Origin of the sequence: Nonomuraea sp. NPDC000554, assembly GCF_040300065.1 — a bacterium.
In the GTDB taxonomy this organism is placed as follows: domain Bacteria; phylum Actinomycetota; class Actinomycetes; order Streptosporangiales; family Streptosporangiaceae; genus Nonomuraea.
In genome coordinates this window covers 1-14,660 of the sequence record NZ_JBEPDC010000011.1, presented here as the reverse complement: position 1 = coordinate 14,660, position 14,660 = coordinate 1, and the positions used below count along the sequence as shown (strand labels likewise).

Annotated in this window: 15 protein-coding genes and 1 pseudogene; 11 read left to right on the top strand and 5 right to left on the bottom strand. The window is 68.4% G+C overall.

All coding sequences use genetic code 11. The features are described 5' to 3' along the window. Positions 1-99: 99 nt before the first annotated feature. Positions 100-1,431: a hypothetical protein gene (locus ABT294_RS21360; protein ID WP_350807829.1), complete on the top strand. Its 1,332-nt coding sequence runs from the start codon at positions 100-102 to the stop codon at positions 1,429-1,431. Between the two features lie 6 nt (positions 1,432-1,437). Here the strand turns inward: ABT294_RS21360 and ABT294_RS21355 are convergent, their stop codons facing one another. Further along, positions 1,438-1,818: a cell division protein SepF gene (locus ABT294_RS21355; protein WP_350807827.1), complete on the bottom strand. Its 381-nt coding sequence runs from the start codon at positions 1,816-1,818 to the stop codon at positions 1,438-1,440. A 166-nt stretch (positions 1,819-1,984) separates the two neighbouring features. Between ABT294_RS21355 and ABT294_RS21350 the strand changes: the two genes are divergently transcribed. Further along, positions 1,985-2,749: a PhzF family phenazine biosynthesis protein gene (locus ABT294_RS21350; protein WP_350807826.1), complete on the top strand. Its 765-nt coding sequence runs from the start codon at positions 1,985-1,987 to the stop codon at positions 2,747-2,749. Positions 2,750-3,326: 577 nt separating this feature from the next. Continuing rightward, complete coding sequence (locus ABT294_RS21345) at positions 3,327-3,722, top strand: DUF4158 domain-containing protein (protein ID WP_350807825.1); 396 nt, start codon at positions 3,327-3,329, stop codon at positions 3,720-3,722. A 17-nt stretch (positions 3,723-3,739) separates the two neighbouring features. On the opposite strand, the gene ABT294_RS21340 is transcribed toward ABT294_RS21345, so the two are convergent. Continuing rightward, positions 3,740-4,666 carry a site-specific integrase gene (locus tag ABT294_RS21340; RefSeq protein ID WP_350807824.1) on the bottom strand — a complete coding sequence of 309 codons (927 nt, stop codon included), beginning with the start codon at positions 4,664-4,666 and terminating at the stop codon, positions 3,740-3,742. A gap of 166 nt (positions 4,667-4,832) precedes the next feature. Between ABT294_RS21340 and ABT294_RS21335 the strand changes: the two genes are divergently transcribed. Next, positions 4,833-5,348 (top strand): RNA polymerase sigma factor, encoded by a 516-nt coding sequence (locus tag ABT294_RS21335; protein ID WP_502912100.1) that lies wholly within the window; start codon positions 4,833-4,835, stop codon positions 5,346-5,348. After that, positions 5,345-6,217, top strand: coding sequence for a hypothetical protein (locus tag ABT294_RS21330; protein ID WP_350807822.1), 873 nt, complete (start codon positions 5,345-5,347; stop codon positions 6,215-6,217). Before ABT294_RS21335 ends, ABT294_RS21330 begins: the two co-directional genes overlap by 4 nt. A 440-nt stretch (positions 6,218-6,657) precedes the next feature. Here the strand turns inward: ABT294_RS21330 and ABT294_RS21325 are convergent, their stop codons facing one another. Beyond that, a complete protein-coding gene (locus ABT294_RS21325; RefSeq protein ID WP_350807821.1) occupies positions 6,658-7,392 on the bottom strand; it encodes a YqeB family protein in 735 nt (244 codons plus the stop codon). Positions 7,393-8,026: 634 nt separating this feature from the next. Here ABT294_RS21325 and ABT294_RS21320 point away from each other — a divergent pair. Continuing rightward, positions 8,027-8,311 carry an antibiotic biosynthesis monooxygenase gene (locus ABT294_RS21320; protein WP_350807820.1) on the top strand — a complete coding sequence of 95 codons (285 nt, stop codon included), beginning with the start codon at positions 8,027-8,029 and terminating at the stop codon, positions 8,309-8,311. A gap of 215 nt (positions 8,312-8,526) precedes the next feature. Here ABT294_RS21320 and ABT294_RS21315 read toward each other — a convergent pair whose 3' ends face one another. Together ABT294_RS21315 and ABT294_RS21310 are read right to left on the bottom strand one after the other, a co-directional pair. Continuing rightward, positions 8,527-8,679 carry a recombinase family protein gene (locus tag ABT294_RS21315; protein ID WP_350807819.1) on the bottom strand — a complete coding sequence of 51 codons (153 nt, stop codon included), beginning with the start codon at positions 8,677-8,679 and terminating at the stop codon, positions 8,527-8,529. Between the two features lie 21 nt (positions 8,680-8,700). Next, positions 8,701-8,847, bottom strand: a complete 147-nt coding sequence (locus ABT294_RS21310; protein ID WP_350807818.1) for a hypothetical protein — start codon at positions 8,845-8,847, stop codon at positions 8,701-8,703. 224 nt (positions 8,848-9,071) lie between these two features. Here ABT294_RS21310 and ABT294_RS21305 point away from each other — a divergent pair, with 224 nt between their 5' ends. The 5 genes and pseudogenes from ABT294_RS21305 (at position 9,072) to ABT294_RS21280 (ending at position 14,005) form a co-directional block, all read left to right on the top strand. Next, positions 9,072-10,556 carry an alpha/beta hydrolase gene (locus ABT294_RS21305; protein ID WP_350807817.1) on the top strand — a complete coding sequence of 495 codons (1,485 nt, stop codon included), beginning with the start codon at positions 9,072-9,074 and terminating at the stop codon, positions 10,554-10,556. A 9-nt stretch (positions 10,557-10,565) separates the two neighbouring features. Beyond that, positions 10,566-10,841, top strand: a pseudogene (locus ABT294_RS21300) (IS110 family transposase); the annotation flags it as partial. Positions 10,842-10,953: 112 nt separating this feature from the next. Then, positions 10,954-11,097, top strand: a complete 144-nt coding sequence (locus ABT294_RS21295) for a hypothetical protein (protein WP_350807815.1) — start codon at positions 10,954-10,956, stop codon at positions 11,095-11,097. After that, positions 11,094-11,855, top strand: a complete 762-nt coding sequence (locus ABT294_RS21290; RefSeq protein ID WP_502912090.1) for a histidine phosphatase family protein — start codon at positions 11,094-11,096, stop codon at positions 11,853-11,855. Before ABT294_RS21295 ends, ABT294_RS21290 begins: the two co-directional genes overlap by 4 nt. A 272-nt stretch (positions 11,856-12,127) precedes the next feature. Next, positions 12,128-14,005, top strand: coding sequence for a protein-arginine deiminase family protein (locus ABT294_RS21280; RefSeq protein WP_350807814.1), 1,878 nt, complete (start codon positions 12,128-12,130; stop codon positions 14,003-14,005). Positions 14,006-14,660: the final 655 nt, after the last annotated feature.

Below are 14,660 nucleotides of genomic sequence, written 5' to 3'. Positions count from 1 at the left end.
TTCCGCTCCGGAGTAGGGCGCGCCTCCACCTGGTTGGCGCGCCCCCCGGCTAGGCTTTACGCGGTCATGACTGAGGCCGACATGGGGGAGTCTTCTGCCTTGAGCACGGACCTGACCGCGAGCCCCCAAGCCGCGACGGAGCTCCAGCGCTACGCCGAAGCACTGCTGGCACATCTCGCCGCGAACGGCACCATGCCTCCCGCTCCCCCGGGCTTCCGCGACATTCCGGGCAACTGGCTGCCCGCCGCCGTCGAGGCGCTGACCATGATCCTCAGCGGCGCCGACCCGCTCGAACCACTGAGCCGCGCCGCCGGCCGCGACCAGCAGCAGACCGCGCTCTTCCTCTGCCTCGCCCTGGCCGTCGCAGGTCATGGCAGCCGCATCCACGCGTCCTGGCTCGGCACCGCCTTCGGCGACCTCGCCATCGACCGGCCGGTCAGCCACGGCCAGCGCGCCCTCTGGCGCGCCGCCGCCCGAGGCGCCTACGGCCCCGCCGGGAAGATCTTCGTGCTGCGCAAGCTCGACGCGGTCGCCGTCCCCGAACACGCGGACGTGCACGAGTGGGTGCAGGCGCTCGCCCCCAGCGAGCCGTCCGTCGTCGTACCGCCCTCGCTGGCCGACTTCCCCGAGATGGCGGAGATCCCCGAACTCGCCAAGCCCGCGCAGGCCGCCGCCCGGCTCGCCAGGCTGCGCGCCCGCTGCGCCGAGATCACCTCGACCCGCCAGGCCGAACCCGTCTCCTCGGCCCCGCTCACCAACAACTCGTCCAGCCCTGCCGCGGCCTGGGCCGAGGACGAGCCGTTGGCCGTCCTCCGCTCGCTGATCGGGCAGGGCGGCCCCTCGGGCCCGATGGCCTCGCTGACCTCGCATCTCCTCGACGACCTGCGCCCCGGCGCCGACCCGCACCTGGCGGCGATCGCGCTGCACGTGGCGGCCCCGATCCTGCGCGGCCTGGCGCAAGAGCTCGAAGAGGACACCCGCCTGATGCCGCCGGCGACCGTGACCGTGACACTGCTCGGCCACTCGGTCGAACTGCGCCCGGAGGGCCCCGACGAGAGGTCGCTGGCCGAGGCCGAGAACGCGATCGTGGCCGAGGGGGTCATGCCACGCCGCTGGCCCTGGGGCGCGATCGTCCTGATGGTGGCCGGCATCGCCTGCCTGGCCGGCTCCGTCGCCGTCGGCTGGCCGCTCGCCGTGCTCGGCGCGGCCCTGCTCGGGCTCGCCGGGTGGCAACTCTGGCAGCGCCGCAAGGCGATCGAAGCAGACTCCCGGTACGTGGCCGCCCAACTGGCCGAACTCAAAGAGCTGGCAGACGGTGCCTTCTGGGCACTACACGCGTACGCGCGCGAAGCGGACGCACGCGCGAAGCAGGCCGCCGACGACTCGGCCGAGCTGACCCGGCTGATCCGTCGCGGCCCGCGAGCGGCCTAGCACCTACTAGGTGGTCTCGATCTCCACGTGCGCCGGCGCGAGCAGGAAGACTCGGTCTGCGATGCGCTCGATCCGGCCCTCGCACCCGTAGGCCAGCCCGGCCGCGAAGTCCACCATGCGGGTGGCCTCGGGCATCGGCATGCCCGTCACGTCCATGATGACCGTCTGCCCCTCACGGAAGTGCTGACCGATCATCGGCGCGTCGTTGTACTTGAGCGGCTGCACCATGACGATCCGCGACGAGTCGACGGTCGAACGCCACCTCCTGGCCGCCCGCTCCGCCGCCGGCATGTACTCCTCTTCGTACTGCTCGTCGTCGTAGCCGTCTTCGTATTGGTCGATCCCGCCCAGGCCAAGGTAGCTCACCACCTTGCGCACTGCCCCCATCGGTTTGTCCTTTCCTCAGGAACTCACCGCAATCGGCACGTCCCCACACATTGGACGGTAACCGACGATTCCGTGTTCGCCATGCGACACGCCCACGACCATTTCCATTTTGTACGCCTGGCATCCAGGTTTCACCCGGATATCGCACCCCCGCTAGCCTCGGAACATGCGAGTGTTCACTGTAGACGCCTTCACCGACAGTCCTTTCCAGGGTAATCCCGCCGCCGTCTGCCTGCTGGAGTCTTCGGCTCCCGACACGTGGATGCAGGCCGTGGCGGCCGAGATGAACCTCTCCGAGACCGCCTTCCTGCTCGGCGATTCCCTCCGCTGGTTCACCCCCGTGGTCGAGGTCTCCCTCTGCGGGCACGCCACGCTCGCTACAGCGCACGTCCTCTATTCGACGGGCGCCGCCACCGGACGGCTCGAATTCACCACGGCCAGCGGAACGCTCACGGTGAATCGCAGCCCCGACGGCATGATCACGATGGATTTCCCGGCCAAGGAAGTGACACCCACCACACCGCCACCCAACCTCGAGAAAGCCCTCGGAGCTGCAGTGGAGCAGGTGGGCAAGAGCAATCTCGACTTGCTGGTGGAGTTGGAATCAGAGGAAGCGGTACGCGCCCTCAGACCGGACATCGAGGCCCTTCGCGCAATCGACGCAAGAGGTGTCATCGTCACCGCGAGAGGCACGAATACCGACTTCGTCTCCCGCTTCTTCGCCCCCAGGGTGGGCGTCCCGGAAGACCCGGTAACCGGCTCGGCCCACTGCGCCCTCGCGCCGTACTGGGCGGCCCGCCTCGGCCGCAACGACCTGGTGGGAGCCCAGCTCTCCCAACGAGGCGGCCTCGTCCGGGTCACCGCCAGGGGCGACCGCGTCGACCTTTCGGGCCGCGCCGTCACCGTCCTCACAGCCGACCTGCACGTCTGAGGCTCCCTTCGACAACGTCAAAAACCCCGCCGAGTCGCTGCGCACGGACACCGTCGCCGTGTCGCTGCGCACGGACACCGTCGTCGAGTCGCTGTGTGCACCACGGGCAGCACCCGCATCAAACTGCCAGCCCATCGGCTGCCCGAGCCGCACCCGACGAAGCGGCGGCAGCGGCACCGTCGACACGGCGCAGGCACGGGCGCGTGGGCGCCAGGCCCGCAGAGGCACGGGCGCGCAGGCCCACAGGAAGCACGAACCCGCAGGCGACGCGGACCCGCGACTCCACAGGAGAACGAGGAATCCACAGGAGCCACGGCCCCCCAGGCCCGTGCGGCACCCTCAGGAGTTGCCAACCCGCAGCCCCCAGGAAGCACGGCCCCGCAGGAAACACGGACCCCAGGCCCGCCCGGAGCACAAACCCGCAGGCGACGCCGCCCCACAGACCGCAGGAAGCGGGGGGCAGAGTGTGGCGGAACGAAAGCGTACGCTAAGCCCGTTCCCGCAGCTCAACCGTGACGGTGGAACGCGGGCGGTGAAGCGGCCTGGCGTACGTTCCCGTTCCATCACACTCGGCGGGATGGGCTGCGCAGACGCCGTCTCTGCGAACGTTGACGACGCGGATCGCAGGCTGGTGAAGAGGTGCCGGGGTCCGCACAACCGGCTCGGCTATGCCGTCCAACTCACGACGGTCCGATATGTCGGCAGGTTCCTGACGGATCCGTTGAACGGGGTGCCGACCGAGGTGATCGACTGCCTGGCCGAGCAGCTGGGGATTCAGGACGCGTCCTGCCTGAAGAAGTACGCGCAACGGGAGGAGACGCACCGCGAGCACGCCGGCCAGATCCAAAAGATCTTCGGGTTGAAGGACTTCGCGGACTTCGAGGGAGAGTTCGTGGCGTCGTTGGCGGCGCACGCGTGGAACTCCGGGGAGAGGTGGCGGACCGGCCCGTCCAAGGCGTCCGGGCCGGTCTGATGAAGGCGTAGCGGGGGTCAGCGAGGTTTGCGGCGGGGGCGGCGTCGGCGGTGACCTGGGCGGAGGTCCGTTCGCCGATTTGGACGTAGCGGCCGAGGCTGGCGAGGTGCTGGTGGCGGGATTTGGCTTGCAGTTCGAGGGCAGTGCGGCCGTCGGCGGCCAGATGCTGGAGCGCGCTGTGTCGCAGTTGGTGGAGCGTCCAGCCGTTCTTGTGCGGATCGAGGGCGGCGGTTCCCGTCTTGAAGAGGTACTCGGCGCGCGGGTAGCCGGCCGCGACCGGTCTCGGAACAGATGTCGGCGGCCGCCGGGGCTCGCGGCCCGGAGGCGGGGGCACGCCGGTCGGCGAGGAAGAGCGGTCCGGAGGCGCGGCCTCGCAGCAGCCGGGGCAGGAGACGGGCGGTGCCGGTGGCCCAGTGGACGTACTCGATCGCGCCGCCCTTGGAGCGGACGCGGCCGCACCGGAACTCCAGGTCCAGGTCCTCGATGTTGAGGGACAGGAGTTCCTCGGCGCGGGCGGCGGTCTCGTACAGCATCCGCCACAACACCCGCTCGCGCAGGCCGTGCCGGTCGTCGGTGAACAGCTTGTCCAGCCGGGCGCGCGGGATCGAGCGGTCACCGCGGCGGACGGGCTTACGGCGCTCCAGGCGGCGGGCGGGGTTGGGGGCGAGGATCTCCTGTCGCCCTGCCCAGGCGGTGAACGACGTCAGCGCCGACAGGTGCCGGTTCCAGGTCGCGGCCGCCGCACCGTCCCACCGGTCCATCACCGCGGCGTAGTCCTCGGCCGTCAGCACGGCGGCGGGCTCGTTCCCGGCGAGCGCCGTGAGGCGTGTGAGGGTCTCGGCGTAGCTGTCACGGGTGGTCTTGTTCTGCTTGGAGTCGAGGTACCGGTCAACGGCGGCTGCGACGCTGGCGTATCTGCTTGGTGGCGTTCGGCCGGGAACCAACCGCGCCAGCGACCGAGGTGCTCTCGATCCCGTCGGGGATTCTGCACCGGGCCTGAAATTCTGCCGTCGCTCGCGGACACGTAGAAAGCGAAACCCAAAAGCGTTCGGAGGGTCTGGATGAGGATGACGCGTGGATGAAGCAAGCAGCCGGCACCGGTTCGAAACCATGTACCGGCAAACATATGAACAGATCCTTGGTTACGCCATGCGGCGGTGTTCCTCTCCCGAGGACGCGGCCGATGTCGTGGCCGAGACCTACGTGATCGCGTGGCGGCGGATAGCGGAGCTTCCGCATGGCGAGGCTGGCAGACTCTGGCTGTATGGTGTGGCCCGGCGGACCCTATCCAACCACCGTCGTGGCGAACGACGCAGAGCCACCCGGCACGTCGAACTCACGTCCGAGGTTGAAGTCCTCTACGCCCCGCCCTCTCTTCAGACCGGGACTGACGAAGCGGGCGAGGCCATGGAAATGCTCTCCGACGATGATCGCGAGCTGCTGGCCCTGGCCTTCTGGGAGGAACTCGACCCCGGAGAGATCGCCGCAGTGCTGGGCTGCTCACGCAACGCCGCACGCATACGCCTGCACCGGGCCCGCAAGCGCTTCGCCAAAGCGCTGGAGAAGACCCGCCGATCCATGCCCCGCCTCGAAGCGCGGCCGCTCATCGAGAAGGAGTCACGGTGAACAACGACCAGATCTTCAAGAACCGGGCCCGGGTGCTGGACGAGGACCTGGCCGGCCGGGCGTCCACCGCGGGGGCGGACGCGCTGCTGGCGGAGATCGTCCTGCTGGAGCAGGAGCCGGCCCGGCGGCGGCGGCTCACGCCGTCACCCCGGCGCGCGCTGCTGGGCCTGGCCGCTTCGGTTGTCCTGGCTGGAGCCTTTGTCGTCGGGCCATCCCTCTTCAAGGGGGCCGAGCAGGTGTACGCCAGCCAGGCCGTGACCATTGACCGCGACGGTGAATGGTACAACTTCTACATCACTGACGGCGATCCCGATCCTGCCGAGTTGGAGAAGGCCTTCCGGAAGGTCGGGCTGGACAACATCACGGTCAAGCTGGTCCCCGTCGCGCCGCAAGACGTCGAGAGCTACGCCGACTTCGACGCGAATTCTCCCGGCTCCCGCATGTCGTCCACCACGTCTTACACCAAATCCGCCTGTGGCAAGCGTGTCGAAGGGTGCCTGACGGCCTTCGGCGTCACCGCTGACCTCAAGGGGCCCGCGCAGCTCCTCCTAGGCCGCCTGGCGAAGCCAGGCGAGAAGTACGCCTCCCCTGTCGATGCGAGCCTGCCAGGTGAAGCGCTGGCCGGTGTGAAGCTTCAGGGACGTTCGGTGGCCGAGGCGGTACAGGTCGTGCGCGACCACGACCTGAAGGTGGCTTACCAACTCGACTGGCCGCTCCGGGACGGGGGCGTGGGCGTTCGCTACGAGGAAGTGCCCGCTTCCCGCGTCGATCCAAGTTGGAAGGTGGCGACAGCCGAAACGTACCACGACGGAGTGATCATCCTGCACGTCGAGCCAGGGGCAGGCGTGACTCCACCGCCCGGATTCTGACGTAACGAACAGGTGAGCACTCGCTAGTACGGAACGGCTGCTCACCCGTTACTCAACGCGAACCGGGCAGGTGGTGCGTGCCTCCTGCAGGGGCCGGTAGTCCATTTCAGGCCCCTGCGGGACGCTGCAACTCGTCGTCCTGCTCACACCAGACCGAGCCGTAGGCTTAGGCCCTCGCCGTGCGCGGGCCACCACCGCCTACGCCTCCTCCGCATTGCGCGGCGCAGGGTCTCTCAAGACGCCGGCCGCCACCGGTGGCGCCCGCGCCTGGCCGGGGCGGGCACCTGGTCCTCATCACGGGCCACGATCACGGCGTTCTCCACCCGCACAACCCTTCCGGCCATACGCCCGACGCTCGCCGGGCCAGCCTGCCATCGACGTGTTCGAGACGTTCTTCGGCGGCCCGGCATCGCGGCCGCCTCAGGCCAACAAATCGAGGTCTAACCGCCCAGGTCGTCCGAGCTCTCCGACGCCTGGTTGGTGCGGCGCCAGTACTGGCGCTTGCCCTCCTCACGAACCACGATGCCATGCTCGGCCAGCTCCGCGCGTAGCTGCTCGGCGTCCCCGCCGTCGCCCTGATCCAGTGCTCGTTCGCGTGCCTTGAGGAAGGCGTGGGCGGCAGCGGAAAGGTCCGGATGATCTGCCACCCAGCGCCGAAAATCGTTCCCGTGCGGGTCGCCGCCCGATCGCCAGGGGTAGCCGTGCGCTTGGAAGGCATCGCTGAGCCGTTTGGCATCAGGCAGGTCGCCAGTCTGCCGGACGAGCTCCTCAGTCGCGTGGCCGAGGAGCACGAGCCGCTTTCGGTCGAGAAACACCGCCTCGATCGACGCGCGCCGCACCTCCCGCCGCGACTCCCGGTACGCGATGGTGACCTGGTCGTCATCGACGACTACCGTCACGTAGTCCCGCTCGGCGAGAAACGCGACCACCAGCCCGGCAACGCTCCCGAGGGCCACGACGGCGATCGTGACCGGCCCAGCCGGCAATGACGCAATGAGTTCCAGGGGCTTTTGAAACGGGGTCCATGGCAACGACGTCGCCCAGTCGGCAACGACCTTCAGCAGCCACCCGGCCCCGGCTCCCAACAGCGGAGCCCCACACCAGACGAGGACTCGCTCCCCCACCGGCCGGGCCACCACTGTCTGATCGGGAGATGACGACACATCAGATGTCATCGACAGCGCCCCTCCTCCAGCAAATCTCCAGAGACCGCACAGCTCTTCACTCCAGCCTCTGTCTCTTCGACTGCACAGCTTGGTGTCAACAGCCGCGTCCTACACAAGTCCGCGCCAGCCGCCACGCCCTGCACAGCTTCGCGTCGGCCACCAGGTCCCCGCACAACTGCGCGCCAACCGCCGCGCCCCGAGCACGGCACGGGCGGACGGTCCAGCAGGCTCAACACCACGACATTGACGGTAGAGGCCGACGCTCCAGCACCACATCGACCGCAAGCCTGTGCTCCCTCGACCAAGGTCGCCGTCCTGGAGGCGCCGAATCATCCGAAAGTATTAGTGACCCGCGACATAAATCGCGACCCGACCGCCCAACCGAAGCCCGGACGACAGGACATTACGGATTGGTGCCGGCTTCGAGCAGGAGGCTGGCGGCACGGGAGACGACTTCCGCACGCTCCTCGATCCAGCTGCTGCGTGGTGTGCGCATGACGGCGACCATGGCTGGCCATCATCGCCTGCTGGACCGACCAACCCACCATTCGAATCAGCCACCAAATATACGGTGCCGTATATTTGACGGTATGCCACATCGGGCGCGTCCGCGCCCATGTCAACCGAAGGAGGTAGCAGCGGGATGACAGTTGGATTGGTCGCCTTCCACTACCCCGAGCCAAAACTCTTTGACGAGTTCATCGCCCGCGCACAGCAGGCCGTCGAAGCCATACGAGTGACACCAGGATGTCTGTCCGCCGACTGCTGGGTCACGAATGACGGTGACGCCGTCGTCACCACCGGCCAATGGGAGTCAGAGGACACCTACAAGGCGTCCTTCGTCACCGCCCGCGAGGCGGGCGTGGACTTCACCTACGACGAGCGCGAATGTCGCCCTCGCCAGGTCTTCACCCTCCATTCCCGATAGAGCATCCGCCTAACAGCGCCGCTCGACGCCCCCAGTCACCACTACAGGACGTCGACGGCAAGTCGGCCTCAACCCGAGAACGGGCCACGGCCAGGGGGTGGACCTGCAACGGAACCGTTTCGTACGGTAAGCGCATTCCCGCAGGCCAGGATGGGGCACCGCATGAGGCGCGCTCGAAGGCGTTGGCGTACGTTTCGGCACCGACGCAGCCCGCTTCAGATCTTTGGTTTCGAGGGCGGCTTGTCGGTGACGCCGGCGCCGCCGATGGCCTTGCCGCGGGCGCGGGCGGATTCGCGGCCTTCCAGGGTGCGGTCGCGGATGCACTCGCGCTCCATTCCGGACAGGGCTGCGAGCACGGTGAACACCACACCTGAGGGATCGTGGGCGCCTTACAGGTCGCTGGCGAGGAACTCCTGGCCGATGTCGGCGGCGCACAGCTGCTCGGCGAGGTCGAGGCCGCAGCCGAGCCGCTTGTGCTCGTGTACCACGAGCGTGGCTGCCACCCCCGCCGCGCGCGCTGCTTCATAGGCGGTCACCTATGAAGCAAGGCCTGGCCGCCACCGCAATGAGGCTGACATGGACCCAAGCAGAGGGCCGCATCGGCGGGCCGACGAGGCTCCAGGAGATAAGCAACTTGGGTTGACTATCTTCGGATTAGTCAACTACGGTTGCTTCATTCTCTCTGTGGTGCGCGCCTCGGTCGATCCACCTGCAGCCCGTGGCGCGCCTGCGAACTCCCCTTATCCGAGGACGATGAGTGATGAAACGGGTAGCTGCTGTACTCGCCGCGCTGACGGTGGGAACCGGGGTGCTGACCGGGACCGGCGTGGCCGGCGCCGAGACTCTGAGCCGCTTCTACGAGCAAGCCGTCGAGTGGAAGGCCTGCGGGGACGCCGCGCTGGACCAGGCGGGCGCCCAATGCGCCGAGATCACGGTGCCACTGGACTACTCCGAGCCGCAGGGCCGAACGATCAAGGTGGCGATCTCGCGGCTGAAGGCCACCGACACCAAGCGCCGCCGCGGGATCATGCTCTCCAACCCCGGCGGTCCCGGCGGCGAAGGCCTGCACTTCATGCTCTACATCCGAGGGGCGATGACCCCTGAGGTCTCCTCCCGTTACGACCTGATCGGTATGGACCCGCGGGGCGTCGGGCGGAGCGCGGCGATCGACTGCGCGTGGCCCATCGGGCACATGCTCTGGTCGGCCGGGCTGGATCGGGCAGACTTCAGCGAGGCCGTACGGACCCAGGCCGATCTCGCACGGCGGTGCGCGCGCAAGGAGGGCGACAGGATCGCCCACATCACCACCCGCAACACCGCGCGGGACATGGACGTCGTCCGCGCCGCCCTGGGCGAGGCGAAGCTCTCCTACTTCGGCATGTCCTACGGCACCTACCTCGGCGCGGTCTTCACCCAAATGTTCCCGCACCGCAGCGACCGGATCGTCCTGGACAGCGCGATCGACCCGACCGCGTACATGGCCGGGTCGATCAGGAACCAAGGGCCGATCAACGAGGCCGCACTGGATGAGTGGGCGGACTGGACCGCGGCCCGCGACGCCGACTACCACCTCGGCACGACCGGCCGACAGGTTCGGGCCCGGGTCGAGGGCCTGATCAGGCAGGCGGCCGACTCGCCGATCCGCATCGGCGAACACCTCCTGGACGAGCGGTTCCTGCCCATGACGCTGTTCACGCTGCTGCCCGATGCCCGCTACAACGCCCACCTGGCCGCGCGGGTCCGGCAGATCGCCGACGCTGCCGAGGGCAAACCGGTCCAGCCGACCAAGGACTTCGACGACGAACTGCGCTTCACGCTGACGGGCCGGCCCCAGGACCTGTCCGGCCAGGCGGCCGTGATCTGCGGTGACGCCGCTGTGCCCCGCGACCCGCGGTGGTACTGGCGCACCATCCAGCGCAGCCGGGCGAGCCAGCCGGTATTCGGGCCGTACGCGAACAACATCACCGCCTGCGCGTTCTGGCCGTCGCCCCGCGAGCCCAAGACCACTGTGCGCAACGACGTCCCCGCCCTGATCGTCCAAGCCACCCGCGACACCCGCACCGTCTACCAGGAAGGCGTGAACCTGCACCGGGCGATGTCCGGCTCCCGCCTGGTCACCCTCCAGGACGTGCGCATGCACGGCATCTTCGGCCGCCTGCCGAACGCCTGTGTGGACAACGCGGTGAACACCTACTTTCGCGACGGAACCCTGCCCGCCGCCGGACTCACCTGCCACGCGGACTGAACCTCACACCCGTTCAGCAGGACACGTGGGCCGCGATCGAGACGTTCAGTGCAGATCCAACAAGGCGGCAACAAGAGCCTGAAACGGGCCACGTTCCTGTCCGCGTTCGTGTCCCTGTCCGACCCCGCTAGCAGGACCTACTACGACAAGAAGAGAGCCGAGAGCAAGAAACACAACGCCGCCGTCATCTGCCTGGCCCGCCGCCGCAGCGACGTCATCTACGCCATGCTCCGCGACAAGCAGCCCTACCAACCCGACCGCAATCCCACCGCCCACGCCGCATGAGCAACCCCGCACGAGCCCGCCCATAACATCCACGTCGTGACGGCTCATCGCCGAGCCCGCAACCAGGACATCGGCATGAAACTGCTGACCGGTCAATAAGCGAGGCTCTATCGTGACTGACGACCCAACCCCCCGCTGGGAGGAACACGACACCACCGTGACCGCATCCGACAAGGCCACCCGGCTGGTCCGGATCGCCGCCGAGAACATCAACGCCCATGCAGCGCAGCGCGTACGCGCCGGGGAGGGCCAGTGACGGCTGGAGGCGGATCGCGCAAGATCGTCCTGTGGCGGCACGGCCAGACGGCATGGAACGTCGAACGCCGCTTCCAAGGCACGACCGACATTCCGCTGGACGCCGTCGGCACCGAACAGGCCGCCCGCGCCGCCCGACTCCTCGCCGCTCTACGCCCCACCGCGATCGTCTCCTCCCCGCTGCAACGCGCCGCGGCCACCGCCCGAGCCCTCGCCGACACCACCGGACTCACCGTCACCCACGATCCCGACCTCATCGAACGCAGCGGCGGCGTCTGGGAAGGACTCACCAACCACGAGATCCGCACCCGCTACCCCGACGAACACGCCATCTGGCAACCCCCCAGCGGCGAAACCGGCGAACAGGTCGCGAAACGGTTCAGCGCCGCCCTCGAACGCGCCCTGGAACGCATCCCCGATGGAGGCCTCCTCGTCGTCGTGTCCCACGGCGCCGCCATACGCATCGGTATGCTGCGCTGGCTCGGCTTCCCAGAGGAACTCTGGAGCCGAAGACCTGGCCTCACTCGGCTTCGTGGCTGGTCAGCAGGATGGAGCCTTTCTCGTATCGTTTGGAGATCATCGAGAAGACCAGGTTGGCTTCGTCTCGGGCGAGCAGTAGTTAGCCGCTCCGTCGGGCTGTCCAACGGCTGCTGGTCCATCCTCGAAGAAGGCCGCAAAGGCTGGCGGCTCGTCGAACACAACGCCGGCACCCTGCCCGAACCCGTCCTCAGCGACGACCGGACCGAGAGCGACGCCTGACGATTACCAGCACCAGCGCTTCCAGATCATCGCTTGACGAATCCCATAGGGACACCCCCGCCAGCTACCTCGCCGGACTCCATTTACGCGGAGCGGTCATCTGGCTCCGCAGCCTCCACCCGGCAGCATGATCCGAACTCAGAACAACCCCCAACCGCATGTTGAGCCGGCTCTCGGCTCGGCGTGGCCCCAGCCATGTGGACGAAGCGTTGGACAGGATATCGATCGTATGGCCGATATGTAGGCGAGGTCTCCGCCACGAAGCTTCTCCCATGTCTGATCACTTGCCACGTCTACGCGGCGGCCTCGCAGCGCTCACCTCGATCGTGGTGCTCGCCGGGCCGACCGCCACCGCGGCGGCCGCCACGCCTTCAGAGGTTCTGCTGCGCGCCGACAGCAACCGCGACGGCCGTCTGACGGCCGATGATGACGCGGGGGACGACACCTGGACCGCGGCCCGCGGCGCCATCATGCTGCCGAACGTAGATGACGATCAATCCAGCTGTCGCACGACGGGCCCGAAGGGGGCCCGTCTTTCGGACGCCGTGCTGGCCGCCTGCAACGATGCCGCGGACGAGGTGGTGAACGGCGCGGCCGACCTCGCGGATCTCGCCCGCCTGGAGATACCCGCGATGCCACACATCTCCCCTGAGGCGGAGGCGACCGTGGTTCCCGACGTGCGCTCACGCGGCAAAGTCCGCCTCTTCGTCGAGCGAGAGGGAAAGTGGGTCACCGCTGGCCGGATCTCCGCGAACGAGCTGCGCCGCGGGGTGCGACTCGCGATCGAAGCCCGCGACGTCATCAGGGACCCCGCCGTTTGGTCGGGAGTCACCGATCTCACCTTGACCGTCGTCAGCTCGGCAAGCACGAGAACCGACCGGGTCCGGCTGCGCGTCGCCCCGGTCCTCTTCCAGCACGATCTCTTGCCGCTGGAGCGGGCGGTCGTGGCCAGCCCCGAGGCGCCCGAAACTCTTGAAGGACGCAAGGCCGCCCGCAAGACCGTGCCGGGAGCGCAGGCCTACCGCCGGGATCTGCGGCGGGCCCTGAACGCCGCGGGCCTGCACAAGCCGTCCCGTGAGTGGCCCGCCGGCGGAGACCAGTGGATCGGTGACATGTATAAGGCCGCGTACGCCTCGATGCCGGGACCGGACGGCAAGGAGCACCGCATCGTGGTGGACCTCAGATCGCCAGCCGTCATGCCGAAGCTGCCCGCCCGCGACCGGCCGCTGCGTGACGCCTCGCGCCCGGTCTTCACCAAGCTGCGCGGGCCCGGTGTGGCCGGTGTCCAGCAGTTCGACGCCGCCCGTGTCGACCAGCCGGACGTCAACCTCTACTACGGATCGCCCAGCTCCCCGGGCAACTTCGGGACGATCCCGCCCCATCAGGGCTATCCCACCGGCCGGATCGTGTACGGCGGCGCGGGCAGGTTCTCCCCGGATCCGGCGTTCACCAAAATGCTGGCCGCGCAGGGCTACCAGGATCCGGTCGTCGTGGACACCGGCTGGCTCGGCGTCGGGCACCTCGATGAGTTCCTGCACTTCGTTCCCGCCCGTAACAAGCGGGGCTGGGCCGCGGTGGTCGCCGACCCGCGTATGGCCATGAAGCTCCTCCAAGACCTCGCCGGCACCGGCGGCGGGAACCGGCGCTTGGTCCAGGGCGTGAAACCGGCGAAGACCGACCACCCCGCAATGACGGTCTCCCAGGCGGTACGAGACAAGGCCCTGGTGAACGGCACCCGCATCGCGGCCCAAGGCGTCGACAAGGCGCTACGGCAACTGCGTGAGCAGGCCGACATCACCGAGGACGACATCGTCCGGATCCCGGTGCTCTACACCAAGGTCGCCCTGCCTAAGGATTATCCGCGTCAGAACGTCACGGCGGCCTACCTGCCCAACGCCGCCAACGGTGTCAGCACCGGCACCGGCGGCTACCTGGCCCCCAAACAGCACGGCCCGCGGCGAGCCGGTGCGGACGTCTTCGCCGAGGCCATCGAACGGGCGCTGCAGAAGGTCGGCGTCCGGGTCCACTGGATCGAGGACTGGGACTACGCCCACCACGTCGGCACCGTCGGCGGCGACATCCACTGCGTCACCAACGTCGAACGCGACCTGTCCACCACGACGTCATGGTGGAACACGCCGAGAAGCTGACAGCCGCGCCTGGTCTGTGGCCGACGCCCGGTCGCAGACCAGGTGGCTACCGCCCGCCTGCAACGTAGTCCTTGGCGAGTACGTCGTCGACGCGCTGCGGGCCGGGGCCTCGGGCTTTCTACCCACGAACATCTCCCCCGAGGAGCTGGTGGAGGGCGTCCGGGTGGTGCACCGTGGTGAGGCGGCGGTCACGCCCCGGCTGCTGACTCACCGATCGCCCCAGCCGTCGGGCCCGACCGCGGGTTCGCGGGCCGCCGGACCACGTGCTCCGGCGGCCCGAACCGCTAGATCCGCCGAAGCACCTTAGCTGGACCACTCAGGCCTGGGTGGCCGACAGTTTCTAGATCGACAGGCCGAGCAGCTGCAGCTCCGACCGAGACGCTGATGTCAGCCAGGCCCGACCCCTGCACAGCGCCAGCCACGAACAACAGAACACCAACCCCAAACGGAACACCCGCCCCCCAAAGCCGCAGCCCCGCCTGCCAGAAAACCCGACACCCCCCACAACACAAGAAAGATCCCACACACATAAAAACGGAAAGGGCGGGAAGAGAACCCCTCAACAGGGGTCCTCTTCCCGCCCTCACCTAACAATTGTCCGGCGGTGACCTACTCTCCCACACCCTCCCGAGTGCAGTACCATCGGCGCTGGGAA

Bases quoted from the DNA above. Each gene is read 5' to 3' on its own strand.
- ABT294_RS21355 (WP_350807827.1), bottom strand. From the start codon at position 1,818: ATGGGGGCAGTGCGCAAGGTGGTGAGCTACCTTGGCCTGGGCGGGATC.
- ABT294_RS21350 (WP_350807826.1), top strand. From the start codon at position 1,985: ATGCGAGTGTTCACTGTAGACGCCTTCACCGACAGTCCTTTCCAGGGT.
- ABT294_RS21345 (WP_350807825.1), top strand. From the start codon at position 3,327: ATGGGCTGCGCAGACGCCGTCTCTGCGAACGTTGACGACGCGGATCGC.
- ABT294_RS21335 (WP_502912100.1), top strand. From the start codon at position 4,833: ATGTACCGGCAAACATATGAACAGATCCTTGGTTACGCCATGCGGCGG.
- ABT294_RS21325 (WP_350807821.1), bottom strand. From the start codon at position 7,392: ATGACATCTGATGTGTCGTCATCTCCCGATCAGACAGTGGTGGCCCGG.
- ABT294_RS21320 (WP_350807820.1), top strand. From the start codon at position 8,027: ATGACAGTTGGATTGGTCGCCTTCCACTACCCCGAGCCAAAACTCTTT.
- ABT294_RS21305 (WP_350807817.1), top strand. From the start codon at position 9,072: ATGAAACGGGTAGCTGCTGTACTCGCCGCGCTGACGGTGGGAACCGGG.
- ABT294_RS21280 (WP_350807814.1), top strand. From the start codon at position 12,128: ATGTCTGATCACTTGCCACGTCTACGCGGCGGCCTCGCAGCGCTCACC.